Below are 25,129 nucleotides of genomic sequence, written 5' to 3' on the forward strand. Positions count from 1 at the left end.
CTAAGCCCCGAATTCAACGAATTGAATAGAATAGCCTCCGAGTCCTTATGATAATAATAGTAGATCTCATGCTCCAATGAATCATTTACAGACAAACTTTTTGATTCCTTTAATAAGATACTAAACCTTCCTAAATGCGTATCTCCTCCTAAAGTAACCTTTGCAGTTTCTTTAGATAAATCAGTCAACTCAGCAGTCTGTGTATCCAAAAGAAATACATCATTAGAATAATTCTGCACTGCATCTAACAAAATGGTAATTTCAGTTTCTTTCTCAAGCACAACTCCTAACGGAATTTCTAAATTTTCTTCTACAAATGGAACCCCACTAATAACATATCTCAAATTGTCACCAAAATCCCAATACATGTCATTGGCATAGTTATCAAACATAGGTGCATCAAACCCTTTATCAACTTCTATACTCAAACCTCTAGGAGAAGTTACCAATTGACGATGAAAAGTCCCTGTTGGTGTTTCATATTCAAAACCAATTCTAATAATTTCCAAATCCTCTTTGGCTACTTTTTTCTTTTTAGCATTCGACTTAAAAAAGACTGTTGTGCCAGATTCACGAAATGAATTCTTAAAACTAATCTCTGCTCCATTAGAGGTTCCAGCAACCATAAAACCTTGCCCTACTGCAATATGTTCAGTGGGTGCTTTTGTAAAGTTTATAGTTTCTCCATCTACTATTATAGATGCGGCAGGACTCGACATCTCTCCCGCTCGTGTAGCATATCCTCCTTCGTAGGCTGCTTTATAATGTGAATCTCCCGAAGGTTGATCCCAAAAATATAGATATCCATCTGTAATGTCATTCGTCAAATGATAAGAATTAAAATCATCTGCATTAATAGTTGAAGGATAAGGATTCCCTAGTAGAAAATAGTTATTCTCGTCTAAATCTAAACTGATATCTCCGTTTGTTGGTTTCCCTACAAAAACATAATTCGTAGCAGTCCCAGTTCCTTTCATAGTAAACCCTTCACCTTTCGGTTTGTTGGTGTTTTCATTGATTGAATTCCATCCCAAAGCATTGCTAAAATCATACAACCAATAACTACTAATGGTATTTGTGGCTCCATCAACACCACCAGTATACGAAGGAGTTGTTAAAGAAGAAAAATCATTAGGATCTGAAGCGATCGATAAATTGGATGCCAAATTATAGGTACCAGCATCACTTACTGGAGCTCCCCAGTAATTAAATCTATGAATAGAGGAAGTTCCATCTTGAACCATTTTATATATAGTACCGGAACCCGTATTCAAATCCGCTCCATCCAATGTTTGGATCAATTGAGCATCCCCATACAAATACATCTCCCCTTCTAATTCGAGAACATCAGTTACCGTTAAGTTCTTTCCATTTTCTACCGTTAATGTGACACCCGATGAAACCTCCATACATTTACAATTTGCTTCTGTAGGCAAAGTAACATTCTCTTTTATTTGAACAGATTTCAACAAATCTGTTGCCGAATCATCTAAAACTCCGGCAGAATTACCACCTGTCCATGAAGCACTTTCATAGATAATTTGAGCATCTGGATTTTTACGTATCAAAGTAAATACTTCTCCATCTGCAATATCAATATTAGAAAAACTTAAATTATTACCAGACAAAGAACCTGTTTCTACAAGTCTATGAGTTCCATCATTATAATCAGCATTTCCATCTTCATCAATCAATAAATCAAACTCACCAGGGTTTGCAAAGCCCGTCATATCAAATTGAAGTGTTACACCAGTTACATTCCCAGTATTTTTAACTTTCCAATCCCTGTCCAAACCAATATAGGAATAGGTACATTCACTGATATCTGTTATCAATGTAGGAAAAGCCAATTCTGTGATTACTGCATCTGTATCATTGTTACCTACAGCAAAGAAATCTAAATCATTGGCAAAACTGTTGGCATTCGAATTGTTAGATGCAGCCACTGAACTTCCCAATGCAATCGTCAAAATAGCATCAGAGTTAGTAGATTTTGATTGTTTTTGATTCAAACTTGAATTTTCATCAGTTCCGATAATCATGATATCATTCCAAAAAGTTAGATCATCCCAAATAGTAATCATTGCATCCGAAGCAATGTATTTGACTGAAGATGTATTCAAAGTAATACCATATTTAATGGCCAAGTAAGATTCAATCTTATTGATGTTTTCTGCAGAAATAGTTTGATTTTCATAATAGATAACTTCCGAAATGGAACCATCATAATACGCATTGTTTCCTTCGCTATCAAAAGTATCAGCTTCGGATCCATCTCCTACATATCCATATCTCGTTGTACTACTGTTTATGGGAGTATTCGTAACGTCAACGGATAAATCTTCATTACCATTGACACGTAATTTGGTTTCTTCTGACTCATTGGTATCAAAAATAAATCCTCCCAATTTGGCCGTACCATCATTCGTAACCTCCACACCAAAATTATCTTTTATCCCTCCAGAATTATAACCAAACTGTAAGGTACCATCTCCGTGTATAGATGTATTGAACCACTCACTTCTATCAAAATCTAAAAATGCCCAGTTAGAAGTATCTAAACTACCTGAGGTATTAGAATTCGAATAATCTGTATTAAAAACCGTCCAAACATACACTTGATTCAAGTTATCTGAGCTCGTATAGTTTTTATCTTTTATTGGCATTCTGTCATTACTACCGTCAAAAGTCAAATTGCTATTGAAGTTCGTCATAGCACTATTAGAAGGTCGGTTTGCTGCAGTAACTTGAGCCAAATCAAACCCTTGAAAAGTTTGATCCGTTACATTGCTTACAGCAGACCCGTCAGCGGTTACACCTGTATCAGATCTAAACCATAGTTCCAAACCACCAATAACACCACCCGGTCCTTTGCTAGTTTGTGTCATAACAAAAGAAACATAACTATTGTTGGGGATATTAACCTCAACATAATAATGCGTGGCACCTTCCGTCATATCATACCTGCTATCACCTCCATCAAATGTAGCATCTGAACTTACGATTAAATCAACAGACTCCCCAGTGAATACAGACTTATCCATAGCTATAAAAACAGTTCCAACATCTCCATTCTTTTCTTGAAACAACCAAGTTTTCCCAAATAAATAATCAGAACCTGTTCCACCAAAAGCACTAAAACCATCTGGAGCGTTATCATGACCAAACACCAATGATTTTCCATCCCCAACTGAAGTTCTAGAAACTGCACTATTAGAGGATGCATAATCATTATCCATGGCAACTACAAAATTCTCATAGTCATTTGATTTTGCTACTTTTTGATCTAATGCCCCTGTATCATCTTGAATGATTCCCGCAACACCGTTCCAATACGATGTATTATCCCAAACTGCGACATTAGAGGAATTTACATAAGAGGTACTACCTACATCCATAGTGATTCCGTATTTCAAGGCCAAATAAGATTCAATTTTCTTTATATCATCGGTCCCTAAATCTCCCTTATCATAAAATATAATCTCCGCAATATCACCATCATAATAGATATTATTCTTGGACCCGTTAAAGCTAGATGCTTCTGAACCGTCCCCAATAAAACCATATCGATTGGCTGAAACATCAATATCGGTAGTTGTATTATTTCCGGTATAATCTTCAAAACCATCCAATCGCATCACAGATTCATTGGTTATCGGACCATCTATAGCATCATTATTATCAAATAAATAAGTAGCCATATGAGGAATACCGTCATTCGAGACTGTATTTGCTACTAAATCTTGTGTACCACCAGATTGATAAGACATAGCCAATCTACCATTCCCATGGATATAAAAGTTAAAAGATTCACTTCTATCAAAATCTAAGAAAGACCAGTTTCCAGAATAGGAAGTATTAGAAAAGTTAGTGGCATAAACCACAAACATTGACAAATCTGATAAACTTTGTCCGTTTGTATAATTCAATCCCGAAATCGCAAAACGATTGCTAGATCCATTAAAAGTAAAAGTCTCATTAAAATTGAATAAGTTGGTTTGCACAGCCTTTTCAGACACTGTTGGCTGTTCTGCATGATTATCATCAGGACTCCTATCATCCCATGTTAACGTACCAGTATCACCAACCCCATGATCTCCACTATACCATAGTGTCATCTTGGTAGTTGGTACCCCACCTGGTGACTGGGCATAACTTGTCGATACAACAGCAAATATCGCTGCAAAAACCAATAACTTCTTCATCTTCATAAAATTACGAAGAGTATTGAGTAAAACTTGTTAAAGAATGTTTATGATTATTTTCATAAAAAAAGGTCCAAAAACAAATGTTTCTGAACCTTATATTGATAATTTTATCGAATTACTTTTTTAAGGTATAATAGATTTCTACGTTAAACAAAGGTTGTTGTGACATGTTGAAATCCAAGATAAACTCCTCATCTATCTGTCCAATAGAAGCTACTCTTCCAACGACTCCCCAACGTTCAGGAGGTTTGAAAGTCTTCACATCAGCACCACCAATTTTGTCAAAAAACTTTACAACGTTAAAAAATCATATTACCATTTATTGCTGCTGCTGTTGTTGCTGCTGATTTAAATTCAACAAAGTATTTTCTGATGGATCAGGTCGGATATCTACTGATACCGTTAGCTCGCTTTTCCCACTGCTAAACAAAACTCCTTTTAAAGGAGCCACATCGTAATAATCTCTTCCCCAAGCGACAACTATATGTTGGTTTTTAGGCTTTTGATTGTTTGTTGGATCAAAGTCTACCCATCCAAAAGTTGGAATAAAAACAGAAAACCAAGCATGTGATGCATCGGTTCCAATCAATTTTTCTTCCCCTGGAGGTGGCAATGTTTCAATATAACCACTAACATATCTTGCGGGTAGGTTAACGGATCTCAAACATGCTATTGCTATTTGCGCAAAGTCTTGACATACTCCTTTTTTGTTTTTTATTACTTCAGAAATTGGAGTGGCAACATTGGTTACCTCTGTATTGAATTCAAAATCATCATAAATACGTTGCATCAACTCATAACTTGCTTCGTAAACAGACCTATCTTGTTGAAACGACTCCTCAGCGTATGCTTTTATTTTGTCGTCAATCTTGTTTATCAAAACCGATTCTAGTTGATATTGACGAGCATCTAAAACCGCATCATCAACTCCTTTAAGCAGTTCACAAACTTCATTTAAGGTCAATGCTTTTGCCTTGTCATCAGACTCTATTTGCCTTTCTTTTTCAAAACTTCTGTTTACTTTACTTTTGGCTATCACTTTCAACTCTTTATGATAACTTTGAATAGAGAATCTTGTTATTGTATTCCCGAAATAATCCGTTCTTTCTGAAAAAGAAGCAGGTTCTGGGGTGATATTCAATTCGTAAGAGTCTAATTTTTGTCCCAAAATATCTTTGGGTTTTAGAATAGCTATATTATGACAAAAAGTAACCCCTTCCTCATATTTGTACGTCGTATCATGTATAATATCAAACAACATTAGATCTCTATTTTTTGTTGTACCATTTGTGTTTGTTGAAAACTGTGATCAAAATATGTACTTGACATCAATATTGCAGTTTCGTGCAACAAATCGCTAAGTTCAGATAGAGTTGCTTCAAAATTCTCTCTAAAAGTATTTTCTGTATTCAATACTAACAACTCCTCCGCATCTATATTATTGATTAGTTCAAACGCTTTTGTAATTTTACTTTTGCATTCGATAAGCCCTTCTTCTTTTTCAGGAATAGGCAAGCGATAAATATCTTTTTTTATTCTATTGAATTGATAACATAATGATTTCGCATAGGACTTATCAAGTATCAATAATTTTACCACATTTTCTAAACCTAAATAAGATTGATAACTATATCTATAGATATTCAAACTCTCATGACTGTTTAATAAAGCTTCTAAGACTTCGTAATTCAATTGCTCTTCATAATTAAAAACAATCAACGATCTGGATTTGGCAATATTCATAGATGCCTGCTCCATCTGCAATCCAATAAAGTATACCAACAAACCTTGATCTACCATAATACTTTCCTCAATAAGTCCCATGAAGGCTATCAACCTAGAGATTGTTTTATCGAGTAATTTAATCAAACCTTGAACAGAATACTTTTTACTTTTATCATAAGGGCTCCATAGTTTTTTAATACTATCGAACACTCTCCACATGTCCTTAGACCACAAATTTCTTAGGGTATAATAAGAATTGTTAAAGCTCTCTAAGGTCTGCGCCAAAGAACCTATTCTATCCCTATCAAGAATCAAAGATTGTAACTCTTTTAATGGGTTTTTCAAAACCTCCTCACTACCCTCTCCAATAAAACCAGGAAAAGTAGATGTAATATTAGTTACTGCCTTAAATAAAAGTGTCAATACTTCCGAATCCGATTTTCTTGTATTGTATTGCTGGTTGTTAATACTGCTTAGCGCAGTTCTTAAAAACCGTGAAGTAACAACGGCTCTCCCCAAATACCTTCCTGACCAAAATAAATTCTCAGCCATATTGCTAGGCAAATCATTCATATCAATGGCTTTTAATCCTTTAGAATTATTCCAGGTATATTGTTGAATATTTTCCTGTTTTTTATCACTAATAACCCAAAAATCCTTACTTACCCCTCCTCTTTGATTTGAAACTCGTAGTTCTTTTCTTTCTGAAGCCACTCGAACCAAACCACCTGGCATCACAGAATAGCCAGAGTCTTTTGCAACAGAAAATGTTCTACAAACTACTTTTCTAGGTTCAATATTTTTTTCAGAATAATTTGGAGCGGATGAAAATGAAATTTTTTCTTGCGCCACAAACCTATATGGGTTTTTAACAATTTCAGCTTTCAATATATCTATTTCATCCTCCGAAAGAAACTCACAGAAATACAAACTTTCTCTATTTGATCTGTCAATTCTTTTAACAACATACTTTTTAATGTTTTTTAAAACATGTTTTCTTTCTTTTTCTTGACCACACCACCAAGAAGCTATTTGCGGTAACATTAAATCTTCATCGAAAAAATAATTGCAGATAGCATTCATAAATGGAACCAAACCAGAGTTTTCAATAATACCACTTCCCACAGGGTTTACTACTGTAATATTATTATTTCTAACAACCTCTAAAAGTCCAGCAACTCCTAAAAATGAATCCTCTTTTAATTCTAAGGGATCCACAAAAACATCATCTACTCTTCTAAGAATTACATCTACCTTTTTTAAGCCCTGCAAAGACTTCATCCAAACAAAGCCATCTCTAACCAACAAATCATTGCCTTTCACCAAAGGATATCCAAGCAAATTAGCTAAGTAAGCATGTTCAAAATAGGTTTCATTATGCGGACCCGGTGTTAAAATCACAATATTCGGATTCTCAACATTTGATGGCGCCGCTTGCACCAGCATTTTATTAAAATCGCTAAAAAAACTTGAGGGTTGTTTTACATGAATATCTTGAAATAAGTCAGATGCAATTCTACTGGTAGCAAACCTATTTTCCAATGCATATCCCATTCCTGAAGGAGCTTGGGTTCTATCATTTACAATCCACATTCTTCCATCAGGTCCTCTCGAAATCTCAGCGGAATAGATTAGCAGATTTTTAGCAGTGGTATAGGTTATTTGATCGCATTGACGTAAAAAACCTCGGTGCTCATAAAAAACTTCTGGAGGAACAATCTTATCTTTTATTAATTTACGTTCTCCGTATATATCTTTCAAAATTAGATTTAACAGCTCTGCCCTTTGCTGAATACCTTTCTCTATAACATTCCATTCCTTCTCGTGAATCATAAAAGGGATGGCATTCAATTGCCAAGGTCTGTTCAAACCATTAGGATCATTATAGACATTATAAGTCACCCCATTTTCGGCCATTAACCAATCAATTTCGCTTTGAAGTTGATCTAGCTCCTCTGCACCAATCGACTGGACATTATCTAATAATCTTGTCCAATTTTCGTTGATTTTTAAATCCGTATTTATCAGTTCATCATACCCTTTAAGATCATCTCCATACCCCTTAAAAATATCATTCGAATCCAAATTCATTTATACTTCTATTTTTTACGCAAATCTAAGGTATTTGGAAATTCTGAATCAACTGGAATCGTTTTAAATCTAAATTTTCTTTTACTTCCTTTTTTTTCAACTGTTCTAACAGGTGCTGCGGCCTCATTTGCAGTGATTTCTTCAATGATATCAATATCAGTTTGTGTTTCCCCTACATCCCAAAAACGATTGATACGTCTAGACTCGGCTTCGAAACTATTTACAGGAAAAGTTTCATACGATCTTCCTCCTGGATGTGCTACAAAATACTTACAACCTCCAATAGATTTCCTATTCCATGTATCTACGATATCAAAAGCTAATGGAGTATCTACTCCAATTGTAGGGTGTAACGCTGAATGGGGGTCCCATGCTTTATACCTAACACCAGCCACAAATTCTCCTTTTATTCTTGTTGGTTTTAATTGAACTTTTACACCATTACAGGTTAACACATAGCGATCACTAACAAAATTAGAAACTTTTACTTGCAATCTCTCTAATGAAGAATCTACATAACGCGCAGTACCACCTCCGGTCATTTCTTCCCCTAAAACATTCCATGGTTCTATTCCCGCTCTCAACTCTAAATGAATATCGCCTATATCTACCATTCCATGTAAAGGGAACCTAAATTCAAAGAATGGATCAAACCAATCTTCTTGAAATTTATATCCTGCCTTGTTCAGTTGTTGAACGATATCTTTAACATCTTCTCTTACAAAATGCTCTATCAAAAATTTATCATGTAATTCTGTTCCCCAACGCACTAAATTATGCTCGTATGGTTTTTTCCAGAACCAAGCAACAAGGGCACGTACTAATAACATTTGCACCAAGCTCATTTGAGGATGAGGAGGCATATCAAAACCTCTTAATTCTAATATCCCTAATCTTCCAGTTGAAGAATCTGGTGAATATAATTTATCGATACAAAACTCTGCTCTATGTGTGTTACCTGTTAAATCCGTCAATAAATGCCTAAACAATCTATCTGTCAGCCAAAAAGGAACTTCTCCATCTTTAGGAATCTGACTAAAGGCAATTTCCAACTCATATAAGTTTTCCATTCTAGCCTCGTCAATTCTTGGTGCCTGACTTGTGGCTCCAACAAAAGAGCCAGAAAATAAATAGGTCAATCCAGGATGATGCTGCCAAAAAGTAAGCAAACTCCTTAGCAAACTTGGTTTACGTAATAGCGGACTATCTGCAGGTGTAATTCCACCTAGCGTAACATGATTTCCTCCACCGGTACCTGTATGTTTACCATCCAACATAAACTTTTCTGTTCCAAGTCTACATTTTTTTGCTTCATCATATAAATTCATGGTATTTTCTACCAACTCTCCCCAACTTTTCATGGGATGTACATTTACTTCAATAACACCTGGATCTGGTGTAATTTTCATAGATTCCACCCTATTATCATGAGGTGGATTGTACCCTTCTAATATTACAGGAATATTCAATTCTTTAGATGTTGCTTCAATAGATGCAATTAAATCTAAAAACGCATCAATAGAATCAAGTGGTGGTAAAAACAAATACAATTTGTTATCTCTAATTTCCGCAGAAATCGCAGTTCTTACAAAGAACTTAGGCTTATTAAGATCTAAACCATTCTCGCAAAAATCTTTATATCTTAAACTTACCAGCCTTTTAAAACTTGGTAATTTTTTATTCTTTTTAAATAAATCCGGCTCATATACAGGGAAAACACCATATTCTGGTTTTGCCTCTAAAGAACTTAGCGGCAGCCTTAAACCTACGGGTGAAGTTCCAGGTGTTAAAAACATATATTTTCTTCTAAACACCCATTCACTCGTAAACCATTGATCTCCAGATTTATTTAGTGGCAATACATAACCTACTGCCTTATCTGTTCCTTGCTCTAGAATTTGAGCCAATCGTTCTCTTACTAAGTCTTCACTATTATCTTTGGTAATATCAATATCAACAGGAATATTTCCTTCTTCCCAAAGCATATAAAAAGCATCTTCATAAGTTGGAATTATATGCTCGCTTGTTACATTTAGATACTTACTAAGTGTATCTAAAAATAATTTATCACTTCCTTCTTGGACAAATGTATTTTCTGCCAAACAAGACAGCAATTTTTCATTGTGCCAAATTTTCTTGCCATCTTTCCTCCAATACAATTGAATCTCCCAACGAGGTAATGGCTCTCCTGGATACCATTTTCCTTGCGCATGATGTAACATACCTCCTTTTGCAACCTTATCTAAAAGACGTTTGGTTAAATCATCAGCTAGTTTCCTTTTATGAGGTCCATCTGCATCTGTGTTCCATTCAGGAGCTTCCATATCGTCTATTGAAACAAAAGTAGGTTCTCCTCCCATAGTCAAACGAACATCTCCTTTTTCTAAATCTTTTTCTACCTTATGACCTAACTTTTCAATGGCTTTCCATTGTTCTTGTGTATAAGGTTTTGTTACTCTTGGAGACTCTAAAATTCTTGTTACGGAATTTTCAAATTCAAATTCTGTTTCACATTTATCTGATAATCCAGTTACTGCTGCTGCGCTATCGTAATGTGGTGTACACGATAAAGGAATATGTCCCTCTCCTGCCAATAAACCAGAAGTAGCATCAAAACCAATCCATCCTGCACCGGGTAAATATATCTCTGCCCATGCATGCAAATCTGTAAAATCTTCCGCAGGACCTGAAGGGCCATCTAAGGACTCTTCATCTGCTTTTAATTGTACGATATAACCTGAAACAAATCGTGCTCCAAATCCTAAATGACGTGCTGCTTCTACCAACAACCATGCATAATCTCTACAGGATCCTGTTTTACATTCTAGTGTTTCCTCAGGAGTTTGTACACCCGGCTCCATTCGGATATTGTAACTTAAATAATCATAAACTTTTTGATTTAAATCTATTAAAAAATAAATCGTCTTTCTAGCAGTATGATCTACCGACTTTACAAAGTCATTGATCAAATCACTTTTGTCATTGATTTCTAAATAGGGATGCAACTCTTTTTTTAAATCATCAGAGTATTCAAAAGGATATTCTTCGGCACTTTCTTCTACAAAAAAATCGAAGGGATTTATCGTTTTTAAATCTGCAACAATTTCAACATCAATAGACATTTCAGTAGTTTTCTCTGGAAACACAACTCTTGCTTGATAATTACCAAACGGATCTTGCTGCCAGTTGAAAAAATGGTCTTCTGGCAAAATTTTCAAAGAATAAGATTCTATGGGTGTTCTACTATGAGGTGCAGGCCGCAATCTAAAAATATGTGGAGAAAGACTTACGGAACGATCGTATTTGTATTTAGTTTTGTGAGAAATTACAACTTTTAATGCCATTGTGTATTTTTAATTTTTCTATTTGCAATTTACAAAGCAAACCTACTTCTGATTGCTAAAATAGTGAAATTGCTTTTTTTGTTTTTTACTTTATATTTAAGCACCATATTAAAGAGGTTAACTCAATGTTTATGTTAATAAATATACATATTTATCAACATAAAAGTTAAATAATCGTAAATAAGAGTGATGAATATTAAAAAATCAAATATCCTAATTCGCTACCATTATTAAACTGTTAAAAAACATCTTTTTGTATGTTAATATATTTATTCAAGTTTGTTAATATTCTCTAACTTTAACTTTTTAAAATAATGTAAATGAGTGCACATAAAAAATTGCCCATATTTTCATCATACGATAAAAATTCAACATTTTATGATGAAATATTCTCTGAAAAGCAAGAAGTAAGAAACATCTACAAAACGCTATTTAATTTATTTAGTGAATATAAAATTGATGATTTTCAACAGTTAAACGAAAAGGCCAAAACTTCCTTTCTGAATCAAGGAATTACCTTTCAAGTTTACAATGAAAAAGATGTTCAAGAACAGGTTTTTCCGTTTGATTTGTTCCCAAGAATTATTTCGGCTAAAGAGTGGAGTCATATAGAGACTGGGGCGCTTCAACGTAGCAAAGCCTTAAACTTATTTTTGACTGATTTATATTCGAAAAAACAAATTATCAAAGATGGTATAGTACCCTTAGATATGATATCCTCATCGGAAAACTATTTGAAAGAAATGAATGGCTTAGAGGTTCCGGGTGGTATTTACAATCACATTTCAGGAACTGATTTAATCAAACATTCTGATGGAGAATATTATGTTTTAGAGGACAATATTAGATGTCCTTCTGGTGTTAGTTATGTAATAAGCAATAGAGATGCATTGAAAAGAAATTTATTTGGTGCTTTTAAACATTACCCTGCCTATACCGTGGATAACTACGCTGAGAACTTACTCGGAATAATGGAATCCGTAAAACCTACAGGTGTAGACAACCCTACTTGTGTGGTTATTACACCAGGAATATATAACTCCGCATATTACGAACATTCTTACTTGGCAAAAGCCATGGGTATCGAATTGGTTGAGGGTAGAGATCTTTTTGTAGAAAATGATTTCGTTTACATGAAAACAATATATGGTCCTAAAAAAGTAGATGTCATTTATAGAAGAATTGATGATGAATTTATTGACCCTTTACAATTCAACCCTAAAAGCGTTTTAGGAGTCCCTGGCCTATTTCAGGCCTATAAAAAAGGAAATGTATGTCTGGTAAATGCACCAGGTACAGGTGTTGCCGATGATAAGGCAATTTACACATTTATGCCAAAAATCATCAAGTATTATTTAGATGAAGACCCTATTTTAAATAACGTACATACCTACCACTGTAGCGATCCTAAAGAAATGGATTATGTAGTTAATAATATTGATAAACTGGTAATAAAACCTGTTGATGAATCTGGTGGATATGGTATATCCATAGGTAGTAAACTAACAAAAAAGGAAATAGAAGCTGTCAAAAAAGTGATCCAAGCGCATCCTAGAAAATATATTGCACAACCGATAATGTCATTATCAACACATGCAACTTATATAGATGAAACAGAAGATTTTGAACCAAGACATGTAGATCTAAGAACATTTACATTGTTAGGACAAGACAAAGAGTTTGTATTGAAAGGTGGTTTGACAAGAGTTGCTTTAAAAAGAGGGAATTTAATTGTGAACTCATCACAAGGGGGTGGTTCAAAAGATACTTGGGTATTAAAAAAATAAAAAATATATGTTAGCAAGAGTAGCCAATAACTTATTTTGGATGGGTAGATACCTTGAAAGAACCGAGCATATCGCTCGATTTATAAACGTGAATTATTTTTCTTCATTAGATGCTCCTAATGAAGTTTCACAATCTAGGCAATTTGTTTTAAAATCAATATTATATATGGTAAACGATACCGTAATTGATAGCGATGACGAGTTAAACGAGCAAGAAGTATTGTTTGATGTTGCCTTAAACCCAGAAAATGAATTCTCCATATTAAATTGTTTTAAATACGCTAGAGAGAATGCAAGTAGTGCTAGAGACTTATTATCAATGGAACTGTTTAGATCCATCAATGAATTGTATTATTATATAAAAAACTATGATGTTGATTTATTTGTGAGCAAAGGATTGGATGAATTTACATCAAAAATAACGAAAGAAGTTGCTAGACTAAGAGGTAAAATAATTGAAACTTTAATTCATGATGAAACCTATGCTATTATAACTTTAGGCATCAACTTAGAAAAGGCAACTCAAGTAATTAGGATTATCAATACAAAATACATTGATGCTAAATCATCTCAATCTGAGATTTATGACAGCTTCAACAATAGTTATGAATGGACAACATTATTAAAATGTATTCAGTCTTTTGATATGATGAAACGCTTTTACAAAAAAGCACCAGTAATTACAGATACTTTGGAGTTTTTAGTACTAAACCCTTCATGTCCTAGATCAATACTTTCTAGTTTAGATAATACAGAAAAGAATATAAAAATCTTATCTAGAAGTAAAGAAAAAGATTCTAGCTTATTTTTAATTAGCAAAACAAGATCGGAATACAAATACATGTCTATCGATGAAATTGAAGGAAGTTTCTCTTGTTTTATTGAAGATACCATCAATAAAATTACCGCAATAAGTATTAGTATCGAGAAAGAATTTTTATCCTAAACCAAAATTTTAAAGTAAAATCCCCCAAACTGCAACATGCACTTTGGGGGATTTTTAATTATATAATTTTGGTCTACAATCTGCTTAACAATTCTGATTTCTTCGTATCAAATTCTTCTTTTGAAAGTATTCCCTTATTTTTTAAATCTGCTAACTTTTCAATTTTTAAGAATATATCTTCCTCCTGAAATGGATCAATTGTAGATGTCTCAAGGTCAATATTCTTGTCTATTACTTCAGGTTCTTTCTCAAGAACATTTGATTCTTCAGCAATTTCCTCAATAACTTCCTTATTAACATTATCATTTCCATCAGAAACTATTGGTAAAGTAGATAAGTCTACCGTTCCATACTGACTAGTAAAAGTGACTGAATAATTACCTCCTTGCTGTTGTCCTACTCCACCTATTTGGTGATCTAGAGTATCAAATATACTAACATTTCCATTTTCTAAAATTGCCAAACGATTGATGTTAGAAAATATAGCATAACTTGTTCCATTCTGGCTCCCTGTCGAATTTGGAAAACCAAGATTGCCCCACCAATTTCCATTTGTTCCATTTTGAAAATTAGATTCATTGTCAAATTTTGGCAATGGCTTATATTGGATGTTCCCTTGATTGATAAGGTTCGACAATTCAACACACAAACCATCTACAGTGCTCTTAAGTTGATAATTAAACATATCTCCTACCATAGTCATGCCCCCTAGCATCCATTGTCCACCACCTCCTAATTCAGGAATATTAAACTGCGCCATTGTACCATTACTCCCCATTAGAGCGTTTGTTAAATCAACAATTGCATTTGAGCTTAGCCCATAACGGTTTGCAACACTCATCATGTTCTGAAAACTAATATCTGTAAATAACGTGTTCATCACTTTTAAATATTTAATTAAATTTTAATCCTAAATAGGATTGTAAATGTAGTTATAAGCAGAAGTCAACTTGTGAATTAAATGTTATTTAATTAAAAATTTTTGTCTGTTTCAACACCAAAAGTTCACATAAAAAATTTAACTAATAACACTTCTAAAACTAGAAAATCAAGATAAAAAGAGCCGGCATTAACCTAATAATTACAAATGATACAAATTAAGATCAGTAGAAGTGTTTTCAACTTAAAAAATATAATTTTCATATGATTCAATTAGAAAGTCGAATTTGAGTTCATTGCTTAGTTAAAATTTAAACAGAAATATGTAATATTGCAATTCAAATTAAAACACATGAAATCCATACAATCTACTAGCTGTCAGGTCCACTTTCAAGAAAATTCTTACAAAGAACTGAACAACTATTTAGCAAATAGCAGTCACTCATTAATTTTTGTTTTAGTTGATGAAAATACAAACAGGGATTGCCTACCTAAATTGATGGCAGAAATGGCTACAGATCTTACTATTGAGATCGTAGAAATTGAGTCAGGTGAAATAAACAAAAACCTTGATACCTGTACTGGCCTATGGAATGTATTGACTGAATTGGGTGCTGACAGAAAAAGTTTGATGATCAACCTTGGTGGTGGCGTTATCACTGATATGGGAGGTTTTGTCGCTTCTACTTTCAAAAGAGGAATTACTTTTATTAACATACCAACCACTTTATTAAGTATGGTAGATGCTTCTGTTGGAGGAAAAACTGGAGTAGATTTAGGAGTTCTAAAAAATCAAATTGGTGTTTTCTCTGATCCAGAAATGGTTTTGATTGATTTGGATTATTTGAAAACAGTATCTACTGAAGAAATTATATCTGGTACAGCCGAAGTTATCAAACATGGTTTGATCTATGATTTAGACTTGTATAACGATGTTAGAAACAACAACTTGGAGAATGTAGCCTACCTAATTCACCGTTCGGTAGAAATTAAAAACGAAGTTGTACTTGCCGACCAGAAAGAATCAAGCTTAAGAAAAATCTTAAACTATGGTCACACGATTGGGCATGCTGTAGAATCTTACTTTTTAGAGTCAGATCACAAAAAAACATTGACCCATGGTCAAGCCATTTCTTTAGGGATGGTTACAGAAGCCTATATCTCTAACAAATTATTTGGCTTCCCAGAAGAAACAGTTGCTGATTTGAAATCTTATGTCTTAGATTTATTTGGGAAAGTGCCTATTACAAAAGAAGATTACGCTCCTGTCTTTGACTATTTAAAACACGATAAAAAGAATGTAGGTGGACAAGTAAACTTTGTTTTACTAGAAGCTATTGCTAAATATAAAATTGACTGTAAAGTAGATATTGTATTGGTAGAGGAATCTATCAATTATTATTTGGCATAAAAATCAAACAACATCATCTAAAAGGCACTCCATTATGGGGTGCCTTTTTTTTACCCATAATTAGAAGCTTTGGGTATTTATTTTATTCTCTACCTCTATTTCTCCATTTAAATAGAATAAAAAATATCCATCCCTTATATTTGTAAAAAACAAATACAATGGCCTTAACAGCATCCAATCCTTTTTCAGTTGACAAAACTGCTCCTGATTTCAAATTGTTCAATGTAGTTTCTAAAGAAATCAATTCTTTGAATCAGTTAAAAGGAAATAAAGGTACGCTCGTTTTATTTATTTGCAACCATTGCCCTTATGTCATTCATATCAATGAATTTTTGGTATCATTGGCAAACAACTATGAAAAAAAAGGAATTAATTTTATCGCCATTAGTAGTAATGATGTAGAAAACTATCCACAAGACAGTCCTGAAAAAATGAAAGAATTGTCAGAATCCGTTGGCTATCCTTTTCCTTATCTATTTGATGAAACTCAAGAAGTAGCCAAAGCATATGATGCAGCCTGTACTCCTGATATATTTCTATTTGATAAAGATTTACAAATTCATTACCATGGTCAGCTAGATGACTCTAGACCCGGAAATGACATTCCCGTTACAGGTAAAGATTTAATTACAGCCCTGGATTTATTGCTTCAAGGAAAGCAACATCAAGGAAAAGAACTCCCAAGTATGGGCTGTGGGATCAAGTGGAAAAAATAACAAAGATTTGAGTTCTCAATTAAATGAAAACACAGCTCATCATTCCAAAGCGATCCATTAAACTTCTAATTTATATAACCTACTGAACCTCGTTTTCCTTCGAAGGTAAAACCGATTTGAATTCAGAAGCATTGCTGATTTTTTCAATAACTGGTAACTTCTCTTCTTTTACTGGCTCTACGTTTACAAAATTACATTTCTTACAAAAGTCAGGAGTTTCATTCGCGTACCACATGGTTCTAAACTGCTGATAACTTTCAGAGTTCAGCATATCAATCACTTTATTACTAAAAACATTTCCAAAATTTAATTCCTTTGGAAAGGGTTTCGCACAACAAGGAGGAATATATCCATCCCAACTAATATAAAAATGACTCCAAGGAAGTGGGCATTTTTGAAAGCTATTTTCTGTTTTAAAATTTCTTTGCAACACCTCAACTGATTTCACAGTTTTCATGGTATCGTTCAAGACACCAACAGATTTTAAAAAGACTTCGCTTTTATACAAATCATAATAAGATTGATCTATATCAGTAACCGAGGCTAAATTAAACAATGAAAAATCCATGTATTTAACTCCAGATGTATCCGCGTATGTTACAAGTTCTCCCATCTGATGATGATTTTCTTCCGTAACCACCATATTCAACATTAAATCTGTGGTTGTACCCGCACATAATTTAGACATCAACTTAATGTTTTCATCAAGTTCATTGAAATCAGCATTGATCCTAATCGAATCGTAGACTTCATTCAATCCATCTATCGAAATCTGAATGGTATCTATTTTCCCAATTACCTTTTTAACCAATTCAATAAAATTAGGCAACACAGCATTTGTTGACACTGAAATTATAATACCTTTATTTTTCGCTTTGATGTAATCAACAATCTCTTCTATCTCTTTATAGATAAAAGTTTCTCCCATCCCGGTCAATCCAACGGAATCTAAATAAGGCCACATTTCATCAATGATTTCTTTAGCCCTAGTCATATCCATTCTACCTTTATCCATTGCTTTACCATAATCATACTCTCTAGGACATGTAGTACATGCTAGGTTGCAATGATTATTCAACTCTAACATAATCGTAGATGGATACGCCACCTTTTTAGATTTAATAATCTTTAAATAAAAGTGGTGAAGTTTATTAGCTAAATAATAAAACAAATATTTATTTCTTGGCAGCAAGCTTATTCTTCTCAATGCTTTACCAACTCTTCTTTTGTTCATTGTATTAAAATCTCAAATTTTTGTAAAATTATCATTTTTATATTTAATATGATGACCAAACACCAACTAAGGTAAATAACTTGATAATAATCAAATATTCTACTCCATCCGTTTTTAATTCCAAGCACAAAAGCAGTATATTCGCTTTCATTGTAATCCCTTTGAAACAACGCAACAATGCCCAAATCAACTCAACCTACTGCTGCTAAAGACAGAATCATATTTTTAGACATTTTACGTGGATTTGCGCTTTCTGGGATACTATTTGCAAATATTTTAAGTTGGAGTGGTTATAAATTCCTCCCGTCAGAAGCCATCAACACTATAGGGAATTCTGAAACAGATGCCAGCATCTACTACTTCTTAAAGTTTTTTATTGATACCAAGTTTTATACCATCTTCTCAATTCTATTTGGGATTGGTTTTTATATGCAGGTGAGTAAAAACAGAGACAACCCACTCTTCCCTCCTTTGTATTTTAGAAGAATGTGCTTGTTGTTGGTGATTGGAATCATCCATGCCACTTTTTGGTCGGGAGATATCTTAACACTATATGCTTTAACCGGTATGATTCTTTTATCCATGAGAAATGTAGACCCTAAAAAACTACTACACTACGGAGCACTTTTTTACTTTACTCCTGTACTTTTAGATATTGTTTATATGTTAAGTTTTGCCTCGGAATTACCGAATGTCACCAAAACTGCCATCAAGCAATACCCCGACATGACTCCAGATGCTGTAGTCAACGCTTTTCAAAGCACTAATTTCTTAGATGCCATAAGAGTAAATCTACATAACTTATTATGGCGTTGGTATGATTTTATTCCCTCAGGAAGACCACTTAAAATACTCGGACTCTTTTTTCTTGGTTCTCATTTGTACAACATTCAATTCTTTAAAACAGGTGCCTTAAAATGGAAAAATGCATTGCTGTTTGGTATATTAGGAATCGGCTTAACCTATGCTTCTACTTTTTTCAAAGGTAGTGCCGCAGAATTTTCTAAAAACTGGTACCAAGTAAGTGCTAGGCTATTGCACGAAACTGCTCAGATAAACCTAAGCATGTTTTACATTTGTTTCCTTGCTATTTTAGTTGACATGTGGCCTGCATTTTTTGTATTTAACGGACTTAAAAAATACGGTAGAATGTCATTGACCTCGTATATCGGTCAAACTGTATTGGGAATTTTAATTTTTTATCCATTTGCCCACACCTTTCAAGCTTTTGGATTATTATCTTTAGAATCTATTTATTATATTGGATGCGGTATGCTAGCCTTTCAGCTGCTCTATAGCAATCTATGGTTTCGTTATTTTAAATTCGGACCTGTAGAATGGCTTTGGAGATGTGCTACTTTAAAAAAATGGCTTCCCATTAGAATAAATGCTTAATTTTAGTTAGAACCTAACACTATGAAAAACCACCTAAAATTTTTAGTCCTCTTTATTTTTCTTTTTGTGGCTATTACGCCTGTAACACAAGCACAGAAAGGAAACAGTACTTCCAAAGATTCTACGGCTGTTGTAAAGCCCACATTTATTGAGACTATTGATATAGTTGATCAAATTGAATCTGAAAAGGAATCTCTAAAAAATACTCAAAGTGAACTTGAAAAAAACAAGGATTTAGCTCAAATAGATTCTTTGTTGCCTATTTATTCTAAGTTTATAAATGATCAGCGAAAAGACACAGAGGCATTTATAAAAGCAAACCCGAATAGATTAAAAATAAATATTTTAATCAAAAAATGGAATGGTTATATAGATTACCTAACTATTTGGCAATCGGATGTCAATAAGTTTGCTAAAAACAACAACAGCATCAAAGAAAAAATTTCTTTTGATAAGGAAACATGGAAGCTGACCTATGACAATTCCAAAGAAAATAAAATCCCCTATGAAGTTTTAAAAAATGTAAAATCTGTTTTAGATGAGGTAAGCAAACTAGAAAAGCATATCATCAATGAAAACAATGATTTATTAAAACTTGAATCAAAAATCAGCAAACAAATAACAAGTTCTAAAGATGTGATTGTCCAGTTGAGCGATTTGAAAAACTCAAATGTTTACAATCTTTTTTACCTAAGACATGAACCGCTTTGGAAAGTAAGTTTTAAATCGACCAAAAATCAAAAAATACGACGAGAGAACTCCGAATCTATCTCTAAAAACATCAAAGATTTTTTACAGCTTCTTAAAAACAGTGAAGAGCAATTAAATCTATTCACTTTTTTAGTCATATTCATCTCTTTATTGATCCTGTACATCAAAAGAACTTTATCTAGAAGTAAAATTTATGAAACGGGCTTTGAAATTACTCGTGCACGCGATAACTTAAAAGACTTTACACTGTCTACTATTTTGTTTGCAGCAATAGTTACAGCCAAATACACATTTATCAATACACCTAAGTTGTTTGATGATTGTTTGTCAATTTCCGTTTTGATTGTCATCATCCCATTGGTAAAAGCAAATCTAAATCCGCATTATTACAAAGCCTTATATTTTATAGTCGCCGTCTATATTTTAGATTTATTAAAAACCTACTTATGGTTAACTATTGGGCAGTACAAATTGTATTTATTAGCAATGAGTATTATGGTTATCATTGCAACAGCGATTATTAGACCTGACAAAATCACCGCTAAAAAAATGAAGATTGGCTACTTTAGCAGGTATCTTCAAAAATTAACGCCTACACTCTACGTTGTTGCAGCCATTGCAATCATCTCAAATGTTTTAGGATACACCAACCTTACGGAAACCACGCTTAAAATATGTATCAGTGGTGCCGTAATCACCATGTTGTTCTATTATATACTACTTATTATCAATAGCATTTCTGTAATTGTAATTCACAGGCATTACAACAGACAAGTTGGTTATGATGTAAAACTCAAAAAGAAAAGTCAGCGTAAAGCATCTAAAATTATTAGAATTATCATGACCCTTTTAGGGAGTTTGATATTCCTAAAACTCATTGATGTTCTAAACTACGTCATTGAATTTTTTGATGATATTTTATCTGATCCTTATAAAATTGGCGACTTAACTTTTACGCTTGGTGCGGTGGTTAGCTTTATTCTAATTTTAAGTGGTTCTTTTATCATTACACGTTTGGTTTCTTTTACCTTCGGTGAAACGGACCGACTTTTTAATATCATAAAATTACCAAAAGGAGTTCCAGCTGCCATTTCTTTAGTGGTGCGTTATTTTATCATTGGTTTCGGAATCATGCTAGCACTTTCTTCCTTGGGTATCGATTTAAGTAAATTTAACTTGATGGCCGGTGCACTTGGTTTGGGTATTGGTTTTGGTTTGCAAACGGTTATTTCCAATTTTGTATCCGGACTAATTCTTGTTTTTGAAAGACCTATTTTTCCTGGAGACACCGTTGAGGTAGATAATTTACTAGGAACCGTCAATAGAATTGGTGTAAGATCTTCTAGCATCACCACGTTTGATGGAGCTGAGGTGGTTGTACCAAACAACAACTTAATTTCTAACAACCTTATCAACTGGACCCTTTCTAACAAAGTGAAAAGATTGGAAATTGTGGTAGGAACTACCTATGCTGCCGATCCTAATATTGTGATTAAAATTTTAGCAGAAGCCGCTTTGAGCAGTGATAAAGTGCTACGTACTCCGGCTCCACTTCCTTTATTGAACGATTTTGGAACCAGCTCTTTAAATTTCAAACTTAGATTTTGGGTACAAAATGAAAATGGATTGAGCGCACGTAGTGATGTTTCTATTGCCATCTACAATAAATTCAAAGTGAATGGGATCGAAATTCCATACCCACATCAAGATGTATACATCAAGGATTTCCCAAAAGATGCATTTCCTAAAAAACAAGAAGAATAAGTCAAAAATAAATACAACCAAGTCATCAATGGAACTCCTTTAAATGAAGAAGCGCCGGATTTGGTACGTATTCAAAAAGATAAATATTTGGAATGGGAGTAGCACAAAAAAAATTCGGCTGCATTAAGCAACCGAATTAAACAGTAATCCTACCCCTAAGATAACTTGTTTAAAAACTCTTTCATAGCAATCTTTGTTAATTTCCTTAGCAATTTCACACTAAATTAACAAATGTTATTGCACAAACTGCAACAATGTACTTAGCCTATTCTTTTGAGGCATAAACGCATGTTTTTAAAACATAAGCGTTTTTGAAAAAATTTCTTTAATGACATAAAAGTAATAAAAAAAGCTCGAATATAAAATTATACTCGAGCTGTTAACAATCCTACCCCTAAGATTACGTTAACTTTTTACAGTTACACAAATATATTACTAGTTTATCCTGGCTCATACATTAAGTCGTAAACGTATGAAAATAAGGAATAACTGTAGTTAATAACTAACTCAGTGCATCCCTTGTTTTTACTAGCTATTTATAGGGGTTTTCAAAAATCATTATTTATAGTAATTGTGCGATTATTTCTTTTGAATTAAACTTGTATCACTATATTTGTGGAGGGATCGTCCCTCTTATTTAAAACCCTTAAAAACTTAAAAATGATTACAGAAAAAGAAGTTGCCACTGCGCCAACTAAAATTGGAGATTTAGAATTCACATTACTTTATAGTAAGGTAGGAAAAAAAGATTTAGGCCAAGGAGATGGTGTTTCACAAGAACCACTAGTGAATATCTATTTAAAAGATAAAAACATACCTAACACGTATATTGTTAATATTGTAAGTTATATTGGAGCTGAAAAAAGAAAAAATTTAACTCCAAAGCAACTACAAAGCGGTTTCCCTATTAACAAAAAAGTTGCATTACGCTACAACGAAAAAATTGCAAATATCAATACTGAAATTAAAGAGGGTGTTACTTGTAGAGATTTTAAAATTATTTACGATGCACCAGAAGAACAAGCTACTTTTAACAAAGTTGAAGTTCAGTTTGAATACACGTTATTAGACAACACAGCACCTGTTGAAGCTATTATTGTTCGTGATAAAGACCTTGACCCTGGAACTGATAGAGGAACTGTTACAACTCCTTATGAACCTGAAGGACCAGGTCAAGCATAAATAAAAAAACAGTATTGGTTAAGCTATATATATTAATACTATGGAGCTTTTGTTTTTTTCAAGAAGATATTCTTGCAAAAAACTCTAACCCAATAGACTTAAGAGCTCAAGCTATTTGTGAACAAACAGATAATGAGCTCTTTTGTCGTTCTGTAGATTTTTACAAACAGGAAGAATTCGATTCACTTTATGTCTATACGGCAAAAGCTTTGTTAACTGCTACAACACAATCCGAAAAAGACCTTTTAAATTATTACCAAAGCTTTAGCGCTCTAAAAAAAAAGCTTTTCAAAAAAGCAATAGAATGCACTTACAACATCTCAAACGATACAATATTTAAAAGCTTAAAAAACAACACTTTAGGATATTGCTTTTTACACATTGAAGAATACGAAAAAGCAATAAAATATTACACCATTTGGTTAGAAAATTTTTCTTTTGAAAGAATAAGCAAAAAAAGAAAAGTCTACCACAACCTTGGATTAGCCCATAATTCTCTAACCCAAAATGACAAGGCAGAGTATTATTTAAAACAAGAGGCCGAACTGATCAAGGATAAAAACGACACACTCACTCGCTTAAATTCTTTACAAGCTATGGCCAATGTATATTATGGTCAATACAAAGATGATTTAGCAATCCCTCTATTCATTGAGGCATATCAATTAGCCCAGCATTATTCTGATTTTACCTGGAAGGAATCTACCACTTTAAACATGGCCGTGATTGAGAAGAATCGAGAAAACTACCAAGCCAGCAATAAGTATTATTTGGAAGCCTATAATTGGAAAGACTCTATACACAACAGAGACAGAATTTGGGAACTCACTGAAAAAGAAAAAGAAGTCGCTGTTGCTCAAAAAGAATTAGAAATTGCCGTAGAAAGAGAAAAGGTAAAACGCCAGAAAACGCAAAGAAATGCTTTGATCATTGGGATTTCGTTTTTAATTATATTTATCCTAGTGCTTTGGTTTTTCTACAAACAAAGAACTGCCCAAAACAAATTGATTACCCAACAAAAAGAAGACTTAACTGCTGCCAACAAAACCAAAGATTATTTATTCTCTGTAGTTTCACATGATTTAAGGAGTCCTATCAATACTCTTGGTAAATTGCACAAGCGCTTGGCTAGGCAAATAAAAAAAGAAGATCTAGAAGCTATCAATGGCACCAACAACAAGGCGCTTATTTTAACAGAAAGCACCTACAAGCTATTGAACAATGTACTTAGCTGGTCTTTAGAACAAAACAATCAAATGGTATTTGTACCCACGGAATACCCTTTACACAATTTAGTGGAACATGTGCTGTATGATTTTAAAAATATTGCACTGGCCAGAAATATAGAACTAGAAACAGCTTTAGAAGAAGTCAATATAGAAATAGATATAGAATCCATAAAAATTGTGATCCGTAACCTTGTTGACAATGCCATCAAATACACACCACAAGGCGGCCGTATCAAAGTTACCTGTGGGACCACTAAAGACCATAAAAAGTTTGTACGTATCAAAGACAACGGTATCGGAATCCATCCTGAAAATCTTGAAAAAATAAGAAATTTAAAAGATTTATCTATCGATAAAATTGACCGCGCAGAAGGTGTGGGTCTTGGTATGATTTTATGTCAAACCCTCATCAAAAAGAACCAAGGAGAGATTAAAATAGAAAGCACCCTTGATAAAGGCTCAAAATTTACTATTTTGCTACCCTAATTATTGCAAAGAAAATGAAGA

General features: G+C 33.5%; 14 protein-coding genes and 1 pseudogene. 8 read left to right on the top strand and 7 right to left on the bottom strand.

Going from position 1 to position 25,129, the window contains the following annotated elements:
- From P8H68_RS14420 to P8H68_RS14440, 5 genes and pseudogenes are all read right to left on the bottom strand, one after another.
- Positions 1-4,205 (bottom strand): annotated as a pseudogene (locus tag P8H68_RS14420) (hypothetical protein); the annotation flags it as partial.
- Positions 4,206-4,323: 118 nt separating this feature from the next.
- Complete coding sequence (locus tag P8H68_RS14425) at positions 4,324-4,470, bottom strand: hypothetical protein (RefSeq protein WP_300326750.1); 147 nt, start codon at positions 4,468-4,470, stop codon at positions 4,324-4,326.
- Positions 4,471-4,527: 57 nt separating this feature from the next.
- Positions 4,528-5,469 carry a transglutaminase family protein gene (locus tag P8H68_RS14430; protein ID WP_300326753.1) on the bottom strand — a complete coding sequence of 314 codons (942 nt, stop codon included), beginning with the start codon at positions 5,467-5,469 and terminating at the stop codon, positions 4,528-4,530.
- Positions 5,469-8,024, bottom strand: coding sequence for a circularly permuted type 2 ATP-grasp protein (locus P8H68_RS14435; protein WP_300326756.1), 2,556 nt, complete (start codon positions 8,022-8,024; stop codon positions 5,469-5,471). The genes P8H68_RS14430 and P8H68_RS14435 overlap by 1 nt, the downstream gene beginning before the upstream one ends.
- 8 nt (positions 8,025-8,032) lie before the next feature.
- Complete coding sequence (locus P8H68_RS14440; RefSeq protein ID WP_300326759.1) at positions 8,033-11,368, bottom strand: transglutaminase family protein; 3,336 nt, start codon at positions 11,366-11,368, stop codon at positions 8,033-8,035.
- Positions 11,369-11,688: 320 nt separating this feature from the next.
- On the opposite strand from P8H68_RS14440, the gene P8H68_RS14445 reads away from it, so the two are divergent.
- Entirely contained in the window at positions 11,689-13,155 is a 1,467-nt protein-coding gene (locus P8H68_RS14445) for a circularly permuted type 2 ATP-grasp protein (RefSeq protein ID WP_300326762.1), read from the top strand.
- 7 nt (positions 13,156-13,162) lie between these two features.
- A complete protein-coding gene (locus P8H68_RS14450) occupies positions 13,163-14,101 on the top strand; it encodes an alpha-E domain-containing protein (protein ID WP_300326765.1) in 939 nt (312 codons plus the stop codon).
- A gap of 73 nt (positions 14,102-14,174) precedes the next feature.
- Here P8H68_RS14450 and P8H68_RS14455 read toward each other — a convergent pair whose 3' ends face one another.
- Entirely contained in the window at positions 14,175-14,981 is an 807-nt protein-coding gene (locus P8H68_RS14455) for an SHOCT domain-containing protein (protein ID WP_300326768.1), read from the bottom strand.
- Between the two features lie 351 nt (positions 14,982-15,332).
- On the opposite strand from P8H68_RS14455, the gene aroB reads away from it, so the two are divergent.
- Both aroB and P8H68_RS14465 read left to right on the top strand, forming a co-directional pair.
- A complete protein-coding gene (aroB, locus tag P8H68_RS14460) occupies positions 15,333-16,391 on the top strand; it encodes a 3-dehydroquinate synthase (protein WP_300326770.1) in 1,059 nt (352 codons plus the stop codon).
- 158 nt (positions 16,392-16,549) lie between these two features.
- Positions 16,550-17,107 (top strand): thioredoxin family protein, encoded by a 558-nt coding sequence (locus P8H68_RS14465; protein ID WP_300326772.1) that lies wholly within the window; start codon positions 16,550-16,552, stop codon positions 17,105-17,107.
- A gap of 79 nt (positions 17,108-17,186) precedes the next feature.
- On the opposite strand, the gene P8H68_RS14470 is transcribed toward P8H68_RS14465, so the two are convergent.
- The gene (locus tag P8H68_RS14470) at positions 17,187-18,341 is read right to left on the bottom strand and encodes a radical SAM protein (protein ID WP_300326774.1); all 1,155 of its coding nucleotides are present in this window, start codon (positions 18,339-18,341) and stop codon (positions 17,187-17,189) included.
- 177 nt (positions 18,342-18,518) lie between these two features.
- Between P8H68_RS14470 and P8H68_RS14475 the strand changes: the two genes are divergently transcribed.
- From P8H68_RS14475 to P8H68_RS14490, 4 genes are all read left to right on the top strand, one after another.
- Complete coding sequence (locus tag P8H68_RS14475; RefSeq protein WP_300326778.1) at positions 18,519-19,736, top strand: DUF418 domain-containing protein; 1,218 nt, start codon at positions 18,519-18,521, stop codon at positions 19,734-19,736.
- Positions 19,737-19,757: 21 nt separating this feature from the next.
- Positions 19,758-22,211 carry a mechanosensitive ion channel domain-containing protein gene (locus tag P8H68_RS14480; protein ID WP_300326781.1) on the top strand — a complete coding sequence of 818 codons (2,454 nt, stop codon included), beginning with the start codon at positions 19,758-19,760 and terminating at the stop codon, positions 22,209-22,211.
- A 660-nt stretch (positions 22,212-22,871) separates the two neighbouring features.
- Positions 22,872-23,393 (top strand): hypothetical protein, encoded by a 522-nt coding sequence (locus P8H68_RS14485; protein ID WP_300326784.1) that lies wholly within the window; start codon positions 22,872-22,874, stop codon positions 23,391-23,393.
- 14 nt (positions 23,394-23,407) lie between these two features.
- Positions 23,408-25,108, top strand: a complete 1,701-nt coding sequence (locus P8H68_RS14490) for a tetratricopeptide repeat-containing sensor histidine kinase (RefSeq protein WP_300326787.1) — start codon at positions 23,408-23,410, stop codon at positions 25,106-25,108.
- The last annotated feature ends 21 nt before the right edge of the window (positions 25,109-25,129 follow it).

Origin of the sequence: Flavicella sp. (genome assembly GCF_029238425.1) — a bacterium.
Lineage (GTDB): Bacteria > Bacteroidota > Bacteroidia > Flavobacteriales > Flavobacteriaceae > Flavicella.